Source organism: Paraburkholderia atlantica, assembly GCF_000092885.1.
GTDB classification, from domain to species: domain Bacteria; phylum Pseudomonadota; class Gammaproteobacteria; order Burkholderiales; family Burkholderiaceae; genus Paraburkholderia; species Paraburkholderia atlantica.
On sequence record NC_014118.1, the window covers coordinates 184085 to 202670 of the forward strand.

Genomic DNA, 18586 nt, shown 5'->3' on the forward strand with positions numbered 1-18586 from the left:
TGCGGATGCGGCGCGTCCGTTCGCGCCGGTTTCCGTCATTCAACAGCGGTGTCTGCCATCATCGAGTCCATGCAGCCAATCGTTTCGGTCACGAATCTGTCGAAAACCTATGCCAGCGGTTTTCGGGCACTGAAGAACATCAATCTGGCGATCCACCGTGGAGAAATCTTCGCGCTGCTCGGGCCCAACGGCGCGGGCAAGACCACGCTGATCAGCATCGTCTGCGGCATCGTCAATGCGAGCGAAGGCAGCGTGACAGTGGACGGCCACGACATCGGCGCGAACTATCGCGCGGCCCGTTCGCTGATCGGCCTCGTGCCGCAGGAGCTGACCACCGACGCGTTCGAGACCGTCTGGGCCACGGTGTCGTTCAGCCGCGGTCTGTTCGGCAAGCCGAAGAACCCCGCTTACATCGAGAAAGTGTTGCGCGACCTGTCGCTCTGGGAGAAGCGCAACAACAAGATCGTCACGCTGTCGGGCGGCATGAAGCGGCGGGTGCTGATCGCCAAAGCGCTGTCGCACGAGCCGCGCGTGCTGTTTCTCGACGAACCGACCGCCGGCGTCGACGTCGAGTTGCGCCGCGACATGTGGAAGCTCGTGCGCTCGCTCGCGGCGAGCGGCGTGACGATCATCCTGACCACGCATTACATCGACGAAGCCGAGGAGATGGCCGATCGCATCGGCGTGATCAATGCGGGCGAGATCATGCTGGTCGAAGAGAAGACCGAGCTGATGCGCAAGCTCGGCACGAAGCAGTTGACGCTGCAACTGGAGTACCCGCTCGACGATGTGCCGGCTGCGCTCGCCGGCTACGGGCTCGCGGTCGCGAACGGCGGCAACGAGCTGATCTATACCTATGAAGGCGAGGGCGGCCGCACCGACATCATCGCATTGCTGAAATCGCTCGACGATGCCGGCATCCGCTTCAAGGACCTGCACACCACGCAGAGTTCGCTCGAAGACATTTTCGTCAGCCTGCTGCGGGGGAACCCATGAACATCTACGCAATGCGCGCGATCTACAAGTTCGAAATGGCGCGCACGTGGCGCACGCTGATGCAAAGCATCATCGCGCCGGTGATTTCCACGTCGCTGTACTTCGTCGTGTTCGGATCGGCGATCGGGTCGCGTATCAAGGAAGTGGAAGGCATCAGCTATGGCGCGTTCATCGTGCCGGGGCTGATCATGCTGTCGCTGCTGTCGCAAAGCATCGCGAACGCGTCGTTCGGGATTTACTTTCCGCGGTTCACCGGCACCATCTACGAGTTGCTGTCGGCGCCCGTGTCGTATCTGGAGATCGTCGTCAGCTATGTGGGCGCGGCGGCCACCAAGTCGATCCTGCTCGGGCTCATCATTCTCGCGACCGCCGCGCTGTTCGTGCCGTTGCAGATCATGCATCCGTTCTGGATGGTGCTGTTTCTGGTGCTGACGGCGGTCACCTTCAGTCTGCTCGGCTTCATCATCGGCATTTGGGCCGACAGTTTCGAGAAGCTGCAACTGGTGCCGCTGTTGATCGTCACGCCGCTCACGTTTCTCGGCGGCGCGTTCTATTCGGTCGACATGCTGCCGCCGTTCTGGCGCGCCGTCACGCTGTTCAATCCGATCGTTTATCTGGTCAGCGGGTTTCGCTGGAGCTTCTTCGAGTTGGGCGACGTCGGCGTCGGCCTGAGTCTAGGCATGACGCTGCTGTTCCTCGCGGTGTTCCTCGTGATCGTCGGCTGGATCTTCAGGACCGGCTATCGGTTGAAAAGTTAGCCGTCATGTCCTCGGCTGAAATGCGGAGAGGGCGCGACAGCGAAAAGCCGTCGCGCCCTCTTCATCGATACGCGGTGACGCCGACTACGACAGATACGCCTGCGCGACATTGATCAGCTGCACGCGGTTGCGCACGTTGAACAACTGGCGCAAGCGCCGCAGATGATAGTCGACGTTATGCGGCGACAGCCCGAGGAAATACGCGATCTCCTTGTCCCGCTGCCCCTGCACGACCGCCTTCAGCACCGCATGCTGCAGCTTGCTCAGCGCGATGCGCTGCTGCTGCGCGGGCGCGATGCCGATCACGCTTTTCGCGTGGGTCCAGATGAACTCGTGAATCGAGTGCGCGAACATCAGCGTTTCCGCGACGATCGATTCGGTCATCCAGCGCGGATTGCCGATCTCCGAGTTGAAGCACAGGCTCGCGCTCAGCTCCGGCTCCGGCAGCGGCATCTGCGTGAGAATGCCGCTCTTGCGCCCGGCCGCTTCCAGCATGTCGATCAAAGCGCCGAGCCGCTCGCTGCGCAACTGCGCGCGCGGCAGATCGGCGCGCAGATCGGCGGTATTCCACAGAAACGGCATGCCGGTCGGCGACGCGTGCGCGACGCGCGGATCGAGTTCGAAATAACGCTCGCGGAAATAGCGCGTGAGCCATGCCTGCGACTCGTAGCTCGTCAACACGAACATCGTCTTGTGATGCGACGACGTGCGCGTGGCCGTATAGCTGAACGAGTCGAAACCCAGCTGCCTGATGCGCTGGCGCACGAACTCCATGCGGTCCTGCGCGCTGCCGAACCGTCCGAGCGGACTGATCAGCGGGGCTGAGCGGCGCGCCGCAGGCGACGGCGTGCCGATCTCCTCCTCGGTAAACAGAGTCAGAAAGCCACTGCGCCCAGCGCCATTCGCGGCGCGGGGAGACATCTTCACTGCTTCAGCCGCGTGGGCTGATTTCGCGGCGTGCCGCGCGCCGGCCGGGTAAGCCGGTTGGGCGGATGCCGCTCTCGGGTGTGCTGCCGACGCGTGCCCGGCTTCGCCTTGCGGCGAGCCGTTCAGCCATTGCGGCAGCGTATCGCATTCATGTTCCATGAAACGGTAGCTCCGGCGTTCTAAACGCGTGAAATACGACAACCTCAATGATTAGCGATTTCGTGAAATGTCGGTAGCCGGTTCCTTGCTATCATTTTTGTGATCTTGCGCTGACAGTGGACCGGCAATACAGGTACGGCGGCGCTTCTCCTTCCATACGGCACCTCCTTCGAAGGGATGTGATGGCACGAATTCCCAAGCTCACCACGACGCTCGCTTACGACCGCTACATGGCCGGCCAGCGACTCGTGTCGAGCGTGGATCGCGAGTGGCGGCATCTGGTGCTGCGCTCGTATCTCGAGCCGGTGCGGCAAGACCTGCTCGAAGCGCCCGGTTTGCGCGACTTCACGCTGATGACGCTCGCGAGCGGCGCCGAGCATCTCGAACGCAACCTCGGCGGAGCTTGGGAAAGCGCCGATATGCGCGTGAACGACCTGTGGTTCGTGCCGCCCACGCCGATCTCGTGGCGCTGGCATTCGATCAGCGACGAGCCGTTGTCTACCTTGCACGTGCACATCGAGCGCGAGTTGATCGACAGCGTCGCGCAACAGATGGGGCTCGACGCGTCGCGTGAACTGTCGCTCGGCCACGCGATGCGCTTCAACGATCCGCTGATCGCCGCGATGCTTGCCGCACTGCATCGCGCCGCCCGCGATCCCGCCGATTCGCGTCTGTATGTCGATACGCTGGTTCACGCGCTCGCCGCGCACCTGCTGCAACACTATTCGAGCGGCAACGACGCGCGGCGCGACAGCGCGACGGGGCCCGGACGGCTGGTGCCGCGCCGCATCCGCCGGGTGACCGACTACATCCGCGCCAATCTCGCCGAAGATCTGGCGATCGCCGAACTGGCCGAGCAGGCCGGCCTAAGCAGTTTTCATTTTGCTCGGGTGTTTCGCCGCGAGACCGGGGAGACGCCGCATCAGTTCGTCACGCGCTTACGGCTCGAGGAAGCGGCGAGGCTGCTGCGCGCCACGGATCGAACCGTGCTGCAAATCGCGCTCGAAGTCGGCTTCGAGAATGCCAGTCACTTCTCCGTGCAGTTCAAGCGTGGCTATGGCGCGACGCCGCTCGCCTACCGGCTGCGCGGTTGAGCTGGACGAGCCGTAACGGCATGTCTTTCTCCAGTCGGAATCACGCACCTGCGCAGTGTGCGTTGCATTGCGCGGCTTGCAAACTACGAACATTCGTGGCGGCGCGCGCCGCAAACTGGCATGGCATATCGCGCAAGGCTTTGCAGCTCGGCCCGCCACCCGCGATCGCAGGTGGTCTAACTGGACTGACCGCGGCGCGGATAACTGTACCTGTCGAAGCCTTGCATCGGACGACAGAATCGAAGCACCTTTCAAATTTGCCCACCGGATAACGCGCCATGACCCGACTCAAGATGACCGCCTGCGGCCACACCTTCATCGCCGAAACGCATCCCGATGCGCCGCAGACCGTGGCCGCGTTCCTGAAGCTGCTGCCCTACCGGCAGAAGCTGATCCACGTGCGCTGGAGCGGCGAGGGCTGCTGGGTGCCGCTCGGCGAATTCAAGCTCGAGAACGACGGCGTCGCGGTCGGCTTCGAAAATCACACGAGCCATCCATCGGTGGGCGACATCCTGTTCTATCCGGGCGGCTATAGCGAGACCGAGATCATCCTCGCGTATGGCTCGTGCTGCTTCGCGAGCAAGATGGGGCAGCTCGCGGGCAATCATTTTCTGACGATCGTCGAAGGCAAGGAAAAACTGCGCGAACTCGGCACGAAGGTGCTGTGGGAAGGCGCGCAGGAGGTGGTGTTCGACCGGCTTTGAGGGGGCCGCACTTCCTTGCTGGGCATACGCGATGCTTGTTTGAAGAGCCGCGTGCGGGCAGGTTCCGGCCGCGCTGTTCAGGCACGCGGCACCGTCTGGCCGGCCCGGCGAGGAGGAGCAAATGCGACGCATAAATGACAAGGTCCGCGCTGTAGTTTTTGCCATGTCGATCGTGCTGCTATCGGCATGCGGCGGGGGCGGCAGCGGCAGCAGCGGGTCGAATAGCGGCGGCAGCACGGCGGCCGGGCCGGCCGGCGGCGTCAAGCTGCAGGTGGTGTCGTTCGGCGACAGCCTGTCGGACGTCGGGACCTATGCGCCGCTCGCGAGGGCGGTGGGCGGCGGGCGTTTCACGACCAATCCCGGTCAGGTGTGGGCCCAGAACGTCGCGCAATACTACGGCGATACGCTTAGCGCCGCGTTCATGATCGATTTCACGCATAAGCTGAGCGCGCAGAGCGGCCTCGGTTATGCGGAAGGCGGCTCGACCGTGGCGACACCGGCGAACCAGTACGACTACCTGAGCGATGTGATCGGCAACATCGAAATGCCTGTGAATCAGCAGCTGTCGAGCTATCTGAGCGCTCACGGCAGCTTCAACGCCAATCAGCTCGTGCTCGTGTGGGTGGGCTCGAACGACGTGCTGCGTGCCGGCAATCTGCCCGCCGCTGCGCCGGTCGTGCAGGCGGCGGCCACGACGCTCGCCCAGCTCGTCGGGCAGATCGTGCAGAACGGCGGCGTGCATGTGGTGGTGATCAATCTGCCGAATATCGGGCTGTCGCCGAAGGGACTCACTTCGCCCGATGGTGGCGCGAACCTCACGCAGTTGTCGCAGCTATTCAACGCTACGTTGAATAGCGCGCTGCAAACCGATGGGCTGCAATCGAAGGTGATCGAGGTCGATTCGTACACGTGGACGAATCAGGTGATCGGAAACTTTCAGGCGAACGGTTTTACCGTGTCGAATACGGGGCAGGCCTGCGACCCGAAGAAAACGCCCGATGACACCGCGCTGCTATGCTCGCCCGCAACTTATGTCAGCGCCAATGCGGATCAGACTTACATGTTCGCCGATGATCTGCATCCGACCACGCATATGCATGCATTGTTTGCGCAGTTCGTCGAGCAGCAGATCGCGCACAGTGGGTTGGGGCGGTAAGGGGGACACCGCGGCGCGGCCTGCTTTCGGCACCCCGGCCCTCAACAAGGCCGGGGTCCGCATCACATCACATCGTCACTTGAACAACTTCGTCGCCTGCGTCAGCGTATTGATCACTCCCCACGCAAGCGGGATCATCACATACAGCCAGAACACCGCGAGCATCAACTTGTTGGTCGGATGTACGGTTTGAACGGTCGACATACGGATCTCCTCAAGCGCCCTTGGCGACTTGTGCATCGGTCATGTGGTGCTTCTCGTCCACGCGCTTGACCAACAGGTTGCAGATAAAGCCGATCACGAGCAGCACGGCCATGATGTGTACGGTCATCGTGTACGCGTCCGCTTTCGCTACGCCGTTCGCGACTTCATATGCGCGGATGTAGTTGACGAGCACCGGACCCGCGACGCCTGCCGCGGCCCACGCGGTCAACAGACGTCCATGAATGCCGCCGACGAAGGTCGTGCCGAACATGTCGGCGAGATAGGCCGGCACCGTTGCGAAGCCGCCGCCGTACATCGACAGGATGATGCAGTACGTCAGCACGAACAGCGCGATCTGTCCGTTCGCGGCAAAGCTCGGCACGAGGTAGTAGAGCACCGCGCCGAGCGCGAAGAAGATGTAGTAGGTGTTCTTGCGGCCGATCCAGTCCGACGCCGACGCCCACACGAAACGCCCACCCATGTTGAACAGCGACAAGAGCCCGACGAAGCCGGCTGCCGCAGCGGCTGTCACCGTGTTCTTGAAGCTCTCCTGGATCATCACCGAGGCCTGGCCGAGAATGCCGATGCCGGCCGTCACGTTCAGGAACAGCACGAGCCAGATCAGATAGAACTGCGGTGTCTTCAGCGCCTGGTCGATATGCACGTGATTGCTCGTGATCAGCCGGTGCTGCGTCGCTGCGGGCGGCGTCCAGCCAGCCGGCTTCCAGTCCGCCGGCGGCACGCGGATCGCGAGCGCGCCGATCGTCATCGAGATGAAATAGACGATGCCGAGCACGATGAAGGTTTCCGCGACGCCAATGCTGGTCGCGCTTTGAAAGTGTTTCATCAGTGCGACCGACAACGGCGCTGCGATCATCGCGCCGCCGCCGAAGCCCATGATCGCCATGCCGGTCGCCATACCGCGGCGGTCCGGAAACCAGCGGATCAGCGTCGACACCGGCGACACATAACCGAGCCCCAGCCCGATCCCGCCGATGACGCCGTAGCCGAGATACAGCAGCGCGATCTGATGCAGGTACACGCCGAGCGCGGACACGAGGAAGCCGCCGCCGAAACAGCACGCGGCCGTGAACATCGTGCGGCGCGGACCGACGTGTTCGAGCCATTTGCCGGCGAATGCCGCCGACAAACCGAGGAACACGATCGCAAGCGAAAAGATCCAGCCGAGCGCGGTCAGCGACCAGTCATCGGGCGCGGACTGCGTGATGCCGATTACCTTGGTCAGCGGTCCGTTGAAGACCGAGAACGCGTAGGCCTGGCCGATGCACAGATGCACGGCGAGCGCGGCGGGAGGCACCATCCAGCGCGAGAAACCGGGCTGCGCGATGGTGGCCTGTTTTGAAAAGAATGGGGCTGAACCTTGTTGGCTGCCCGGCTCGCTGATACTACTCATAAGTGGGTCTCCTTACAGTCGTTCTGTTTATCGGCGTTTCGTGCATTAACCTGAGGCGGCGGAGTGTAACTTGCGCAGGCCGTCCCGTCATCGCTATATGCACTTTTATTTCATATGGCCGGTCCAATGCACCCGCAAATCATGCCTGGCTCGACAATAGGACGTGGACGATGCCTTCGCAATATGAAGCGCGCGGACATAAGGTTTGATCCTGGTCGGACGCGGGCATTCTTCACGAGATCGCGAACGTCGTGGGACGGGCCGAACTGGCTGCTGCGAATTTTCGACTAGAAGCACTATGCAAGGGCAGCAATAAACAAGCGCGCACGTCACGAGGCAAAAAAGAAAACGGGCCGGCGCGGCTTGTTTGCCGCGTCGGCCCGTCTTGTATCGATGGCGAGTTTCGCCGGTATCAATCGATCGTGCGGCCGGTCTTCATGCGTGCTGCAACGAGTACCGAAATCAGGCAGCCGATCGCCAGATATGCGGCCACTGGATGCCACGAGCCGCCCGCGAAGCTGACCAGCGCGACCGCGATGAACGGCGTGAAGCCGCCGCCGACCACGCTCGCCACCTGATAGCCGACACCCGCGCCGCTATAGCGGTACTCGGTGCCGAACAGCTCGGTGAACATCGGCTGCTGCACGCTGACGACCATGTCGTGCGCGATGTTGGCAAGCATCACCGCGAACACGACGATCCATACGGTCGAACGCGTACATCGTGAACAGCTCGGCGAGCCGCAGCGCGATGATCAGCAGGAAGGCCTTCGGATGGCGCAGCAGCGCTTCGACGATCGGCAGGCGCACGCGGCGCTCGCCATGCTTGCCGACTTTCTCGACGAACTCCTGCGACTCCTCCATGCTCGAGCGGATCCACAACGCAATCAGCACCAGCACGACGCTGAACAGGAACGGCAGACGCCAGCCCCAGCTCAGGAACGCGGCGTTGTCCATCGAGCGGCTGATCAGCGCGACGAGACCCGTCGACAGCACGAGCCCGACGCCGTAGCCGACCTGCACGCCGCTGCTGTAGAAGGCCTTCTTTTTCTCGGGCGCGCTTTCGACCGCCATCAACGCCGCGCCGCCCCATTCGCCGCCGACCGCGAAGCCCTGGATTGCGCGCAGCGTGACGAGCAGCACCGGCGCCAGCCAGCCGATCGTCGAAAACGCCGGCAGCAGACCGATCGCGGCCGTCGACAGACCCATCATCATCACGGTGAGCACCAGCATGCGCTTGCGTCCGAGCCGGTCGCCGTAGTGGCCGAACACGAAACCGCCGAGCGGGCGGAACAGGAAGCCGACGCCGAAGGTCGCGAATGCGGCGAGCGTGCCCATCGCCGGGCCGACGTTCGGGAAGAATTCGGCGTTGAACACGAGCGCGGCGACGATGCCGTACAGCAGGAAGTCGTACCAGTCGACCACGGCGCCGACAAAGCTGCCGAGTGCGGCTTTGCGGGCCTGACTGCGCGCATTGCGGTGAGTGGCCAATGCGGCCTGCGGGTGGGTGGTGCTCGTCGAGTCTCCTTCGACATGACATGGGCTTGAGTCGAGCGCGCCGCGCCGGCAAGGCATTCGACGGAATCGCTCCGCGGCAGGATGTCCGGAAGGTTAATGACGCGCCCCCGAATTCACAATCTGCGCAATGTTGAAAATGCGCGATGATCGCACGCGGCTGCGCGAATAGCGCGCGTTTTGCGTGTTTACACCAAGCGCCCATGGGGGCCATCGGGGGCAACGGTGTGGGCGAACCACGCATCCCTATGGCGTGCTAACGTGAAGCAATCTTAGAAACAACAGGTGTTGATATACTACATACCGAATATTGAAAAATGCGGCGTTGCAGCATACAATTGAGGAATTACCTTCTCAATCGTTCGGAGTTGCACGTGGAATTCGTACCTCTCGCGCTGTTCGCCATTGCTGTCTTAGGGTTGGGCTGTGCCGCCACCGTTTTGCTGACCGACTGGATTCCCGATTCGATCGGAGCGCTTGCATCGCAACATGGCCGCTTCGTGGGCCAGGGCGAGCAGCGCGGCAAAGCAGTGGCGCCGAATCGCGCGCGTGTACAAGCAGAGGCGATGAATGTCGTCAGAACTTCCAACTGAAACAGTGGCCACCCCGTTGACCCTGTCGTTGCAGCCTATCGGCGCGAGCGCGAGCTTGCGCGATCAGGCGTATGCGATGCTGCGTCAGGCAATCGCCGACGCGGATATCTACCAGAATCGCGAAGAAATCCGTCTCGACGAGCGCGTGCTCAGCGAATCGCTCGGCGTGAGCCGCACGCCGGTGCGTGAGGCAATGACGCTGCTCGAGCAGGAGGGCTTCCTGCGCATGGTGCCGCGGCGCGGCATCTACATCGTGCGCAAGAGCAAGCGCGAAATCGTCGAGATGATCCAGATGTGGGCCGCGCTCGAAAGCATGGCCGCGCGCCTCGCCACGCTGCATGCGACCGACGAGGAAATCGGCCGCCTGCGCCATATGTTCGACAATTTCCGCGACACGACGCCGGCCGAGCATATCGCCGAGTATTCGGATGCGAACATCGCGTTTCATCAGGCGATCGTCGAGTTGTCGAAGTCGCAGATCATTCTCGACACGATCAAGAACATCTTCATCCACGTGCGTGCGATCCGGCGCATGACCATCTCGCAGAGCGACCGGGCCGCGCGCTCGATCGTCGATCATCTGCGCATCATCGAGGCGCTCGAGAAGCGCGATACCGAACTCGCCGAGCGGCTCACGCGTCAGCATTCGCTCGATCTCGCGGCGTTCGTCGAAGCCAATTGCGATTTTCTCGATTGATGGCGGCGTAGACGCCTGATTAGCTGCTGATTTGGAAAAGCCCGCGCTGCGCAAGCACTGCGGGCTTTTTTACGTGCGCGCACCTCCAGCGAGCGTTGGCGAACAACACGGAGGTTACCGCCGCACTGCGGGGTAAACCGTGCTTGACGGTCTTGAAAATATGGTATGTGATATATCAACAACGACGGCCGCGTTCCGCGACCCAGTGTTTTCCCTTGAAACAACCGCCACAAAGCCTTGCAGATTCAGCGCAAAGCTACGGCTGACAAGCTTGAACAGGACGAACTTCGCGCCGTTTCCGTCTCGAATTGGCCTTGAACGAATGTGATATATCACATACGGTATCTTCGAAGCCGTGAGACGTCGGTGCAGCCGGACGTATATCGAAGCGGACGCGTCCGTCGATAACCGTTGCACATCCGATAGATGAGGAGATGACTATGTCTGCAGTTGTTTCATCCCTGAGTCCGGCCACGACCACGACCGCCGACGACACGCTGAAGCAGAAGACCCGCGACGCGGGCGTCGTGTCGGGCGGCCATCTGGTTGCGAAGGCGCTGAAAAACGAGGGGATCGACACGATCTTCACGCTGTGCGGCGGGCACATCATCGATATCTACGACGGCTGCGTCGACGAAGGCATCCGCATCATCGACGTGCGCCACGAGCAGGTCGCCGCGCATGCGGCCGACGGCTACGCGCGCCAGACCGGCAAGCTCGGCTGCGTGGTGACGACCGCCGGCCCCGGCTGCACGAACGCGGTGACCGGCATCGCGACCGCATTCCGTTCGGAAAGCCCGATCCTGCACATCGGCGGACAAGGCGCGCTGACCCAGCACAAGATGGGATCGCTGCAGGATCTGCCGCACGTCGACATCATGGCGCCGATCACCAAGTTCGCCGCGAGCGTATCGAGCACCGAGCGCGTCGCCGACATGATCTCGATGGCCGCGCGCGAATGCTTCAACGGCGCCCCCGGTCCCGCCTACCTGGAAATTCCGCGCGACGTGCTCGACCGCGAAGTCGACGCGACGCGCGCGATCGTGCCGCGGCCGGGCCACTATCGCGCGTCGACGAAATCGATCGGCGATCCGCGTGACATCGAGAAACTCGCCGACATCCTCGTCGATGCCGAACGCCCCGCGATCCTGTACGGCCAGCAGGTGTGGACCGCGCGCGGTCACGACCAGGCGATCGCGCTGCTGCGCGGCATCGAGATTCCCGGCTATTTCAACGGCGCGAGCCGTGGGCTGCTGCCGCCGGGCGATCCGCATCATTTCGATCGCACGCGGTCGCAGGCCTTCGCGAATGCCGACGTGCTGATCGTGGTCGGCACGCCGTTCGATTTCCGCATGGGCTACGGCCGACGCATCAGCAAGGAATTGACGCTGGTGCAGATCGATATGGACTATCGAACCGTCGGCAAGAATCGCGATATCGATCTGGGCCTCGTCGGCGATCCGGGCGCGATTCTCGCCGCGGTGCTGCAAGCCGCGAGCGGTCGTATCAAGGACGACAAGCGTCAGGCGCGCCGCAAATGGATGGCGCAGTTGCGCGACGCCGAAGCGACCGCGACCGAAAAACTGCTGCCGCTGTTCCGCTCGAATAGCACGCCGATTCATCCGTATCGCGTCGCGTACGAACTCAACGAATTCCTGTCCGACGACACCGTGTATATCGGCGACGGCGGCGACGTCGTGACGATCTCCGCGCAAGCGGTGCGGCCGCGCCGGCCGGGACAGTGGATGGACCCCGGCGCGCTCGGCTCGCTCGGCGTCGGCACCGGCTTCGCGCTCGCGGCGAAACTTGCACATCCGCACAAGGAAGTGCTCTGCTATTACGGCGACGGCTCGTTCGGCATGACCGCGTTCGACATGGAAACCGCGAACCGCTTCGGCGCGCCGTATCTCGCGGTGATCGGCAACAACTCGGCGATGAACCAGATCCGCTACGGCCAGCTCGCCAAATACGGCGAGGAACGCGGCAACGTCGGGAATCTGCTCGGCGACGTGCCGTTCAGCAAATTCGCCGAAATGCTCGGCGGCTATGGCGAGGAAGTGCGCGATCCCGCTCAGATCGCGAGCGCGCTACAGCGTGCGCGCGAAGCGATTCATCGCACCGGCCGCTCGGCGGTCGTCAACATCTGGGTCGACCCCCGTGAATACGCACCGGGCACGAAGAACCAGACCATGTACAAATAACCTTCATCGTTCAGGAGATACGACATGGCCAAGGCACTCGACGGTGTGCGCATCCTCGATTTCACGCATGTGCAATCGGGGCCGACCTGCACGCAATTGCTCGCATGGTTCGGCGCGGACGTGATCAAGGTGGAGCGGGCAGGCGCGGGCGACATCACGCGCGAGCAACTGCGCGATATTCCCGACGTGGATAGCCTGTACTTCACGATGCTCAATCACAACAAGCGCTCGGTCACGATCGACACCAAGCATCCGGAAGGCAAGCAGGTGCTCGAAGCGCTGATCCAGAAATGCGACGTACTGGTCGAAAACTTCGCACCGGGCGCGCTCGACCGCATGGGCTTCACGTGGGAGCGGATTCAGGAATTGAATCCGCGCATGATCGTCGCATCGGTGAAGGGCTTCGGTCCCGGTCCTTACGAGGACTGCAAAGTCTATGAGAATGTCGCGCAATGCGCGGGCGGCGCGGCGTCGACCACCGGCTTCGACGACGGCCCGCCGGTCGTGACCGGCGCGCAGATCGGCGACAGCGGCACGGGGCTGCATCTCGCGCTCGGCATCGTCACCGCGCTCTATCAACGCACGCATACCGGACGCGGCCAGCGCGTGCTCGCCGCGATGCAGGACGGCGTGCTGAATCTGTGCCGCGTCAAACTGCGCGATCAGCAGCGTCTCGACCGCACCGGCGTGATGAAAGAGTATCCGCAATACCCGAACGGCACGTTCGGCGACGCGGTGCCGCGCGCGGGCAATGCGTCGGGCGGCGGGCAGCCGGGTTGGATTCTGAAGTGCAAGGGATGGGAGGCGGACCCCAACGCATACATCTACTTCATCACGCAGGCGCCCGTGTGGGCGAAGATCTGCAACGTGATCGGCAAGGAGGAGTGGGCCACCCACCCCGACTATGCGACAGCGCCCGCGCGCCTGCCGCGACTGAAGGAGATCTTCGCCGAAATCGAACGCTGGACGATGACGAAGACCAAGTTCGAGGCGATGCAGATCCTGAACAAATACGACATTCCGTGCGGCCCGATCCTGTCGATGAAGGAAATTGCCGAAGAACCGTCGCTGCGCAAAACCGGCACGATCGTCGAAGTCGATCATCCGCAGCGCGGCAAGTATCTGACCGTGGGCAATCCGATCAAGCTGTCCGACAGCCCGACCGACGTCAAACGCTCGCCGCTGCTTGGCGAACATACCGACGAAGTGATGGCCGAACTCGGTTATTCGGCCGAGCAGATCACGGCGCTGCGCACCGCCGGCGCAATCTAGGAGCGACGCATGCAGACGTGGATGCGGTTCATGTCGGGCGACGGCGGCATCGTGTTCGGCCGTGTCGAAGGCGCCTACCTGCACGAGTACGAAAGTCTCGCGCAGCCGGTGCCGACCGGCGCGGTTCTGTCGCTGCGCGCACTGACGCCTCTGGCGCCGTGTGCGCCGGGCAAGATAGTCGCGCTGTGGAATAACTATCACGCGCTCGCGGCGAAGCTCGACAAACCCGTGCCCACGCATCCGCTGTTTCTTATGAAGCCGGCGGCGTCGGTGATCGGCGCGGGCGAGCCGATCCGCCGGCCGCGTCACTACGCGGGCAAGATCGTCTACGAGGGCGAGCTCGGTATCGTGATCGGCCAGCGTTGCCGCGATCTCGATGTGCAGCAGGCGGAGGCGGCAATTTTCGGCTACACGCTCGTCAACGACGTCACCGCTGCCGACTTGCTCAACGAGAATCCGCATTTTCCGCAGTGGTGCCGCGCGAAAAGCTTCGATACGTTCTGTTGTCTGGGTCCGGCCATCGTTTCCGGTTTCGACTGGCGGGCGGCGCGCCTGCTGACGACGCTCGACGACGTCGAGCGTCAAAATTATCCGCTCGCCGATATGGTCTTTTCGCCGGCCGAGCAGGTGAGTCTGATTTCGCAGGATCTGACGCTCGAACCCGGCGACGTGATCGCGTGTGGCACCTCGCTGGGCGTGGGTTCGATCAAGGACGGCGCAACGGTGTCGATCACGATCGATGGGATCGGCACGCTGACCAATACCTTGAGCGCGGCGCAACGCGACGAGCCACGGCGATTGGGCGATACCGCGAACATGAGTTGACGAGGTCAGGGACCTCGGGCTCTTGCCTTTCATCGCATCACGGAGGATCACGCATGCCGCAAGCCTGTGGGAGTGCCGTGTTGATGGATCTGTTGCTGCTGCTTGCGGTGACTGTCGCGATGGCGTTGGTCCCCGTGCTGACGGTGGCAGTGACCGCGCTCACGCGACGACGGCTCGGCGGGCAATCGGCGCATCGGCACGCCTGCGTGCGCGAACGAGATCCGACACGCAGGCCCCGGATGCTTGCATTGCTCGGCAGCGGCATCGGTTTGGTGGTCGCGTCGATAGGCTTTACGCGTTACCTGTTGGCCGCGGCGCGCGAAAACACCGAACGCATCGAACTATTTTCGGCCGTCTTGATCGGCGCGCTGATCTTCGCGGCCTGCGCGATCGCGTTCTGCAAGCTGCGCGGCGTATTGCAACTCGAGGCGGCCGCGCTGCCGGGCCATCACGTGGTCAATCTGTTTGCGCTGCTGTTATGCGGCTGGCTCGGTTACAGCTTCGTCACCGAACAGGCACAGCCATTCGGACTCGCGGCATTGCTCGCGACGGGCGCCCTGGCGTTGGCAATGGGCGTGCATCTGATGCTGAGTCGCGAGTATCGGGGTAATCCCGCTCACGCCGCGCATCACGACAGTTGTGCACCGCGCATGCGTGCGTTCGCCGCGCGTAGCGATGGCCTGGCGCTCGGCAAGCCGGGCCTGCTCGCGAACATCGAGTGGCATGGTGGAGAAGAGCAGACCTGGGCGCTTCGCGATGTCGCGCCGGCGCTGATGCGTTTGAGCGCCTATGCAGATCGTCGGAATGGGCGCGACGGTAGACGAAGCAATGGGCGCCCGCGCGACTGTTCATGCAAATGTACGCACAAGCGGCCGGCTCATTTCACTACGCGCCGCTAATCGACGATGCAGACGCCCCTGATAAACCTGATTGCCAATAGCGAAGACGGCGGGACGATGACCCCGCCGCCCGAATCTTGTTCGATGCTTCTATTCACCAACGGCCGCGGCGAATTCGCTGTAGTACTGCATCTTCCTGTGCAGAATGAGTTGAGCGAGAAAGTCGGCATCGTACGCGCGATGCAGATGGCTGTGATAGCGCTCGATATAAGCGGTGATTCGCGCCAACTCGCCATTGAACTCTTTCAGCATGTCGAGCGTCGCGCGGTCCCAGCGAAACCGCAGTCCGAGATCGCTGAACGCGGCATTGTAGGCGCTCAGATGCGCATCGTCGGGATGGTTTTCGTGATCCACCGCCGCTGCGCGAGCGTTGCGTGTACTGATACGGGACTCAACAGGAGCGTGGTTCATGATCGGCCTCCTCGGCTCGCAAGTGAAAGAACTCGCTTGCAGCATAGAAGTCGCGATCGATTTGCAATAGTTAAAGTTTTATTGGCTTTCCATAGCTTAAGGCTTATGCACGCTCAGTTCCTTCACGCGCGTGATCTTTTCGATCAGACTGGCGCCTTCCTCCATCAGGAAGCGTTTGAAGGCGACGGCCACCGGCGGCAGACGCTTGTTTTTCCGATGCACGACATACCAGTTGAGCATCACCGGAAAGCTCTCGACGTCGAGCACGACCAGATGACCCAACTGCAATTCGAGGCTGATCGTATGGGCGGACAGAAACGCGATGCCCATTCCGGCAATGACCGCCTGCTTGATCGTCTCGGTGCTCTTGATCTCCATTGCGATCTTCAGATTGGACAGACGGCCGGCAAAACCTTCTTCCATCGAATTCCATGTATCCGAGCCGCGTTCGCGCACGATGAACGCTTCGTTCGCGAGCTGACTGAAGCGGATATTGCGCTTGTGCGCAAGCGGATGAGTGGGCGCCGCGACGATCACGTACGGATGCGGCGCGAACGGTTCATTGGTCGCGTCGGTTTCGTGCGGCGGACGCACCATGACCGCGAGGTCGGTTTGATTGGTCGCCAGTTGATGCAGCAGTTCTTCGCGGTTGTGCACCGCCAGATTCAGATCCACACCCGAATAGCGACGCGTGAATTCGGCGAGAAGGCGCGGAAAGAAATAGTCGCCGGCACTGATCACGGCGACATTCAGCTTGCCGCCGGAGACGCCCTTCAACTGACTCATCGCTTCGTCGACTTCATGGAACTGCTGCATGATCGCGCGGCTGTAGTGGAGCATTTCAGTGCCGGCCGGCGTCAGATAGATCTTTTTGCCGAGTTGCTCGAACAGAGGCAGCCCCGCATGTTCTTCGAGTTGCCGGACCTGAGTGGAAACGGCCGGCTGAGTCAGATGCAATTCCTCCGCGGCGCGCGAAAAACTCAGGTGGCGCGCCACCGTTTCAAAGACCTTCAGTTGCCGCAGAGTTGCATTGCGCATCGTCATGGTCGATGTATAAGGAAACGTGAATCAACATAATAACAAACTTTAATTATGAGTAATTCAGCAATGACCCTAGCATGAAACCTATAACAAGCCGAATAGCCACTGTAATACGCGGGTTAACGCATAGATATGTTGTGTGGCGGACGCAATAGCAGGGAATAGGCTGTAATGCTTACCGGCTGAAGCGTGGTTCTGGTCGGAATAAAGCAAGAACTATCATCGAAAAACGAGTTCGGGGGAAAAGCATTAAAGGATCGATTTCGAATTTTCCCGAATAGCGAAGTTCTCGGGCCATAACGATAAGGCGGGACGCATCCAGCACGGCGCGTAAGCCGGCTGCACTAAATAAATAGTGGAGACAAGGCTCATGAACGATATCACCCAGCAATCGACGACCGGTATGTCATGGCGTAACCGATGGTCGCAACTCGTCATCGGCATGATCTGCATGGCGCTGGTGGCGAATCTGCAATATGCGTGGACGTTATTCGTGGCTCCTATGCATGCGCGGCATCACTGGAGCGAGGCGTCGATCCAGCTCGCGTTCTCGATCTTCATTCTGACCGAGACGTGGCTCGTGCCGTTCGAGGGCTGGCTCGTCGATCGATTCGGGCCACGCCCGGTGGTGGCGGGCGGCGCGATCTGCGCGGGTTTGTCGTGGATTCTCAATTCGTATGCGACGACGCTCGGCATGTTGTATTTCGCCGCGGTGATTGGCGGTATAGGCGCGGGCGGTGTGTACGGAACCTGTGTCGGCAATGCGCTCAAATGGTTTCCCGACCGGCGCGGCCTCGCCGCGGGCTTGACGGCCGCGGGCTTTGGCGCGGGCGCGGCGCTGACGGTGATACCGATTGCAAACATGATTACGAGCCGCGGCTATGAAGCGACGTTCCTGTTCTTCGGCATCGTGCAGGGCGTCAGCATTTTGCTGCTCGCGATGCTCCTGACGCGGCCGATCTTGCGGCAGGCAGGGGTACGCAAGAGCCGCTTCGCGGTGTCAAAAGTCGATTTCACGTCGCGCCAGATGATCAAAACGCCAGTTTTCTGGGTGATCTACGCGTCGTTCGTCGCGGTCGCGGCGGGTGGTTTGATGGCGACCGCACAGATCGGCCCGATCGCGAAAGACTGGGGCTTAGCCCGCATTCCGATGTCGGTCTTCGGCGCGACGTTGCCGCTGCTGACCCTTACGTTGTCGATCGACAATATCTTCAACGGCTTGACGCGTCCGCTATGCGGCTTCATCTCCGACAAGATCGGCCGTGAAAACACGATGTTCGTGATCTTCATCGGCGAGGGGCTCGCGTTGCTCGGCATGATGCAGTTCGGCAGCAATCCGTATGCCTTTATGGTCTTTGCCGCGCTGATCTTCCTGTTCTGGGGCGAGATCTTCTCGATCTTCCCGGCGACTTGCGCGGATACGTTCGGCAGCAAGTACGCGGCCGCCAATGCTGGCACGTTGTACACCGCGAAGGGTACGGCCTCGTTGCTGGTGCCGATCGCATCGGTGCTCGCGGCAACGGGAGGCTGGAACCTCGTCTTCATCGTTTCCGCCGTCATCACGATCGCAGCCGGTATTTCCGCGAAGTTCATCCTCGAGCCGATGCGCACGCGTTGGATCGAATCGCACGATGAACCTCAGGGCGCGCTGGCCGTCGCGGGTCATGGCAATGGCAATGCGTCGAGAATGAGTCACTGGCCCGAACAGTCTGGCGAATAAA

The 18586-nt window shown here is 61.9% G+C and carries 17 protein-coding genes and 1 pseudogene; 12 read left to right on the forward strand and 6 right to left on the reverse strand.

Going from position 1 to position 18586, the window contains the following annotated elements:
• The first annotated feature begins 69 nt into the window (after positions 1-69).
• Together BC1002_RS16845 and BC1002_RS16850 are read left to right on the forward strand one after the other, a co-directional pair.
• Complete coding sequence (locus BC1002_RS16845) at positions 70-996, forward strand: ABC transporter ATP-binding protein (RefSeq protein WP_013091201.1); 927 nt, start codon at positions 70-72, stop codon at positions 994-996.
• Positions 993-1754, forward strand: a complete 762-nt coding sequence (locus BC1002_RS16850) for an ABC transporter permease (RefSeq protein WP_013091202.1) — start codon at positions 993-995, stop codon at positions 1752-1754. The genes BC1002_RS16845 and BC1002_RS16850 overlap by 4 nt, the downstream gene beginning before the upstream one ends.
• A gap of 84 nt (positions 1755-1838) precedes the next feature.
• On the opposite strand, the gene BC1002_RS16855 is transcribed toward BC1002_RS16850, so the two are convergent.
• Positions 1839-2840 (reverse strand): helix-turn-helix transcriptional regulator, encoded by a 1002-nt coding sequence (locus BC1002_RS16855; protein ID WP_013091203.1) that lies wholly within the window; start codon positions 2838-2840, stop codon positions 1839-1841.
• A 182-nt stretch (positions 2841-3022) separates the two neighbouring features.
• Here BC1002_RS16855 and BC1002_RS16860 point away from each other — a divergent pair, with 182 nt between their 5' ends.
• The 3 genes from BC1002_RS16860 to BC1002_RS16870 all read left to right on the forward strand — a co-directional run bounded on the left by BC1002_RS16860 (position 3023) and on the right by BC1002_RS16870 (position 5794).
• Positions 3023-3934 (forward strand): helix-turn-helix domain-containing protein, encoded by a 912-nt coding sequence (locus BC1002_RS16860; RefSeq protein ID WP_013091204.1) that lies wholly within the window; start codon positions 3023-3025, stop codon positions 3932-3934.
• A gap of 278 nt (positions 3935-4212) precedes the next feature.
• Positions 4213-4638 (forward strand): DUF3830 family protein, encoded by a 426-nt coding sequence (locus tag BC1002_RS16865; RefSeq protein WP_013091205.1) that lies wholly within the window; start codon positions 4213-4215, stop codon positions 4636-4638.
• Between the two features lie 121 nt (positions 4639-4759).
• Entirely contained in the window at positions 4760-5794 is a 1035-nt protein-coding gene (locus BC1002_RS16870) for an SGNH/GDSL hydrolase family protein (protein WP_013091206.1), read from the forward strand.
• 75 nt (positions 5795-5869) lie between these two features.
• On the opposite strand, the gene BC1002_RS16875 is transcribed toward BC1002_RS16870, so the two are convergent.
• The 3 genes and pseudogenes from BC1002_RS16875 to BC1002_RS16885 all read right to left on the reverse strand — a co-directional run bounded on the left by BC1002_RS16875 (position 5870) and on the right by BC1002_RS16885 (position 8986).
• Complete coding sequence (locus BC1002_RS16875; protein WP_013091207.1) at positions 5870-5998, reverse strand: MFS transporter small subunit; 129 nt, start codon at positions 5996-5998, stop codon at positions 5870-5872.
• 10 nt (positions 5999-6008) lie between these two features.
• Positions 6009-7412 carry an L-lactate MFS transporter gene (locus BC1002_RS16880; protein WP_013091208.1) on the reverse strand — a complete coding sequence of 468 codons (1404 nt, stop codon included), beginning with the start codon at positions 7410-7412 and terminating at the stop codon, positions 6009-6011.
• Positions 7413-7824: 412 nt separating this feature from the next.
• Positions 7825-8986: pseudogene (locus tag BC1002_RS16885) on the reverse strand (MFS transporter).
• 278 nt (positions 8987-9264) lie between these two features.
• Here BC1002_RS16885 and BC1002_RS16890 point away from each other — a divergent pair.
• The 6 genes from BC1002_RS16890 to BC1002_RS16915 all read left to right on the forward strand — a co-directional run bounded on the left by BC1002_RS16890 (position 9265) and on the right by BC1002_RS16915 (position 15413).
• Positions 9265-9519: a hypothetical protein gene (locus BC1002_RS16890; protein ID WP_420798769.1), complete on the forward strand. Its 255-nt coding sequence runs from the start codon at positions 9265-9267 to the stop codon at positions 9517-9519.
• Entirely contained in the window at positions 9497-10216 is a 720-nt protein-coding gene (locus BC1002_RS16895) for a GntR family transcriptional regulator (protein WP_013091210.1), read from the forward strand. The genes BC1002_RS16890 and BC1002_RS16895 overlap by 23 nt, the downstream gene beginning before the upstream one ends.
• 440 nt (positions 10217-10656) lie before the next feature.
• Positions 10657-12417: a thiamine pyrophosphate-binding protein gene (locus BC1002_RS16900; RefSeq protein WP_013091211.1), complete on the forward strand. Its 1761-nt coding sequence runs from the start codon at positions 10657-10659 to the stop codon at positions 12415-12417.
• A 24-nt stretch (positions 12418-12441) separates the two neighbouring features.
• Positions 12442-13689 carry a formyl-CoA transferase gene (frc, locus tag BC1002_RS16905; protein ID WP_013091212.1) on the forward strand — a complete coding sequence of 416 codons (1248 nt, stop codon included), beginning with the start codon at positions 12442-12444 and terminating at the stop codon, positions 13687-13689.
• A 9-nt stretch (positions 13690-13698) separates the two neighbouring features.
• Entirely contained in the window at positions 13699-14514 is an 816-nt protein-coding gene (locus BC1002_RS16910) for a fumarylacetoacetate hydrolase family protein (RefSeq protein WP_013091213.1), read from the forward strand.
• Between the two features lie 53 nt (positions 14515-14567).
• On the forward strand, positions 14568-15413 hold the full coding sequence (locus BC1002_RS16915; RefSeq protein ID WP_013091214.1) for an NAD(P)(+) transhydrogenase (Re/Si-specific) subunit beta: 846 nt from the start codon (positions 14568-14570) through the stop codon (positions 15411-15413).
• A 90-nt stretch (positions 15414-15503) separates the two neighbouring features.
• Here BC1002_RS16915 and BC1002_RS16920 read toward each other — a convergent pair whose 3' ends face one another.
• Together BC1002_RS16920 and BC1002_RS16925 are read right to left on the reverse strand one after the other, a co-directional pair.
• Entirely contained in the window at positions 15504-15824 is a 321-nt protein-coding gene (locus BC1002_RS16920) for an HAD family hydrolase (RefSeq protein ID WP_013091215.1), read from the reverse strand.
• A 96-nt stretch (positions 15825-15920) separates the two neighbouring features.
• Positions 15921-16868, reverse strand: coding sequence for a LysR family transcriptional regulator (locus BC1002_RS16925; RefSeq protein ID WP_013091216.1), 948 nt, complete (start codon positions 16866-16868; stop codon positions 15921-15923).
• 367 nt (positions 16869-17235) lie between these two features.
• On the opposite strand from BC1002_RS16925, the gene oxlT reads away from it, so the two are divergent.
• Positions 17236-18585, forward strand: coding sequence for an oxalate/formate MFS antiporter (gene oxlT / locus BC1002_RS16930; RefSeq protein ID WP_013091217.1), 1350 nt, complete (start codon positions 17236-17238; stop codon positions 18583-18585).
• The last annotated feature ends 1 nt before the right edge of the window (position 18586 follow it).

Excerpts from the sequence above, each read along its gene's own strand:
- oxlT (WP_013091217.1), top strand. The coding sequence starts at position 17,236 with ATGAACGATATCACCCAGCAATCGACGACCGGTATGTCATGGCGTAAC.
- BC1002_RS16860 (WP_013091204.1), top strand. The coding sequence starts at position 3,023 with ATGGCACGAATTCCCAAGCTCACCACGACGCTCGCTTACGACCGCTAC.
- BC1002_RS16865 (WP_013091205.1), top strand. The coding sequence starts at position 4,213 with ATGACCCGACTCAAGATGACCGCCTGCGGCCACACCTTCATCGCCGAA.
- BC1002_RS16920 (WP_013091215.1), bottom strand. The coding sequence starts at position 15,824 with ATGAACCACGCTCCTGTTGAGTCCCGTATCAGTACACGCAACGCTCGC.
- BC1002_RS16895 (WP_013091210.1), top strand. The coding sequence starts at position 9,497 with ATGTCGTCAGAACTTCCAACTGAAACAGTGGCCACCCCGTTGACCCTG.
- BC1002_RS16845 (WP_013091201.1), top strand. The coding sequence starts at position 70 with ATGCAGCCAATCGTTTCGGTCACGAATCTGTCGAAAACCTATGCCAGC.
- BC1002_RS16870 (WP_013091206.1), top strand. The coding sequence starts at position 4,760 with ATGCGACGCATAAATGACAAGGTCCGCGCTGTAGTTTTTGCCATGTCG.
- BC1002_RS16925 (WP_013091216.1), bottom strand. The coding sequence starts at position 16,868 with ATGACGATGCGCAATGCAACTCTGCGGCAACTGAAGGTCTTTGAAACG.
- BC1002_RS16915 (WP_013091214.1), top strand. The coding sequence starts at position 14,568 with ATGCCGCAAGCCTGTGGGAGTGCCGTGTTGATGGATCTGTTGCTGCTG.
- frc (WP_013091212.1), top strand. The coding sequence starts at position 12,442 with ATGGCCAAGGCACTCGACGGTGTGCGCATCCTCGATTTCACGCATGTG.
- BC1002_RS16910 (WP_013091213.1), top strand. The coding sequence starts at position 13,699 with ATGCAGACGTGGATGCGGTTCATGTCGGGCGACGGCGGCATCGTGTTC.
- BC1002_RS16880 (WP_013091208.1), bottom strand. The coding sequence starts at position 7,412 with ATGAGTAGTATCAGCGAGCCGGGCAGCCAACAAGGTTCAGCCCCATTC.
- BC1002_RS16875 (WP_013091207.1), bottom strand. The coding sequence starts at position 5,998 with ATGTCGACCGTTCAAACCGTACATCCGACCAACAAGTTGATGCTCGCG.
- BC1002_RS16900 (WP_013091211.1), top strand. The coding sequence starts at position 10,657 with ATGTCTGCAGTTGTTTCATCCCTGAGTCCGGCCACGACCACGACCGCC.
- BC1002_RS16850 (WP_013091202.1), top strand. The coding sequence starts at position 993 with ATGAACATCTACGCAATGCGCGCGATCTACAAGTTCGAAATGGCGCGC.
- BC1002_RS16855 (WP_013091203.1), bottom strand. The coding sequence starts at position 2,840 with ATGGAACATGAATGCGATACGCTGCCGCAATGGCTGAACGGCTCGCCG.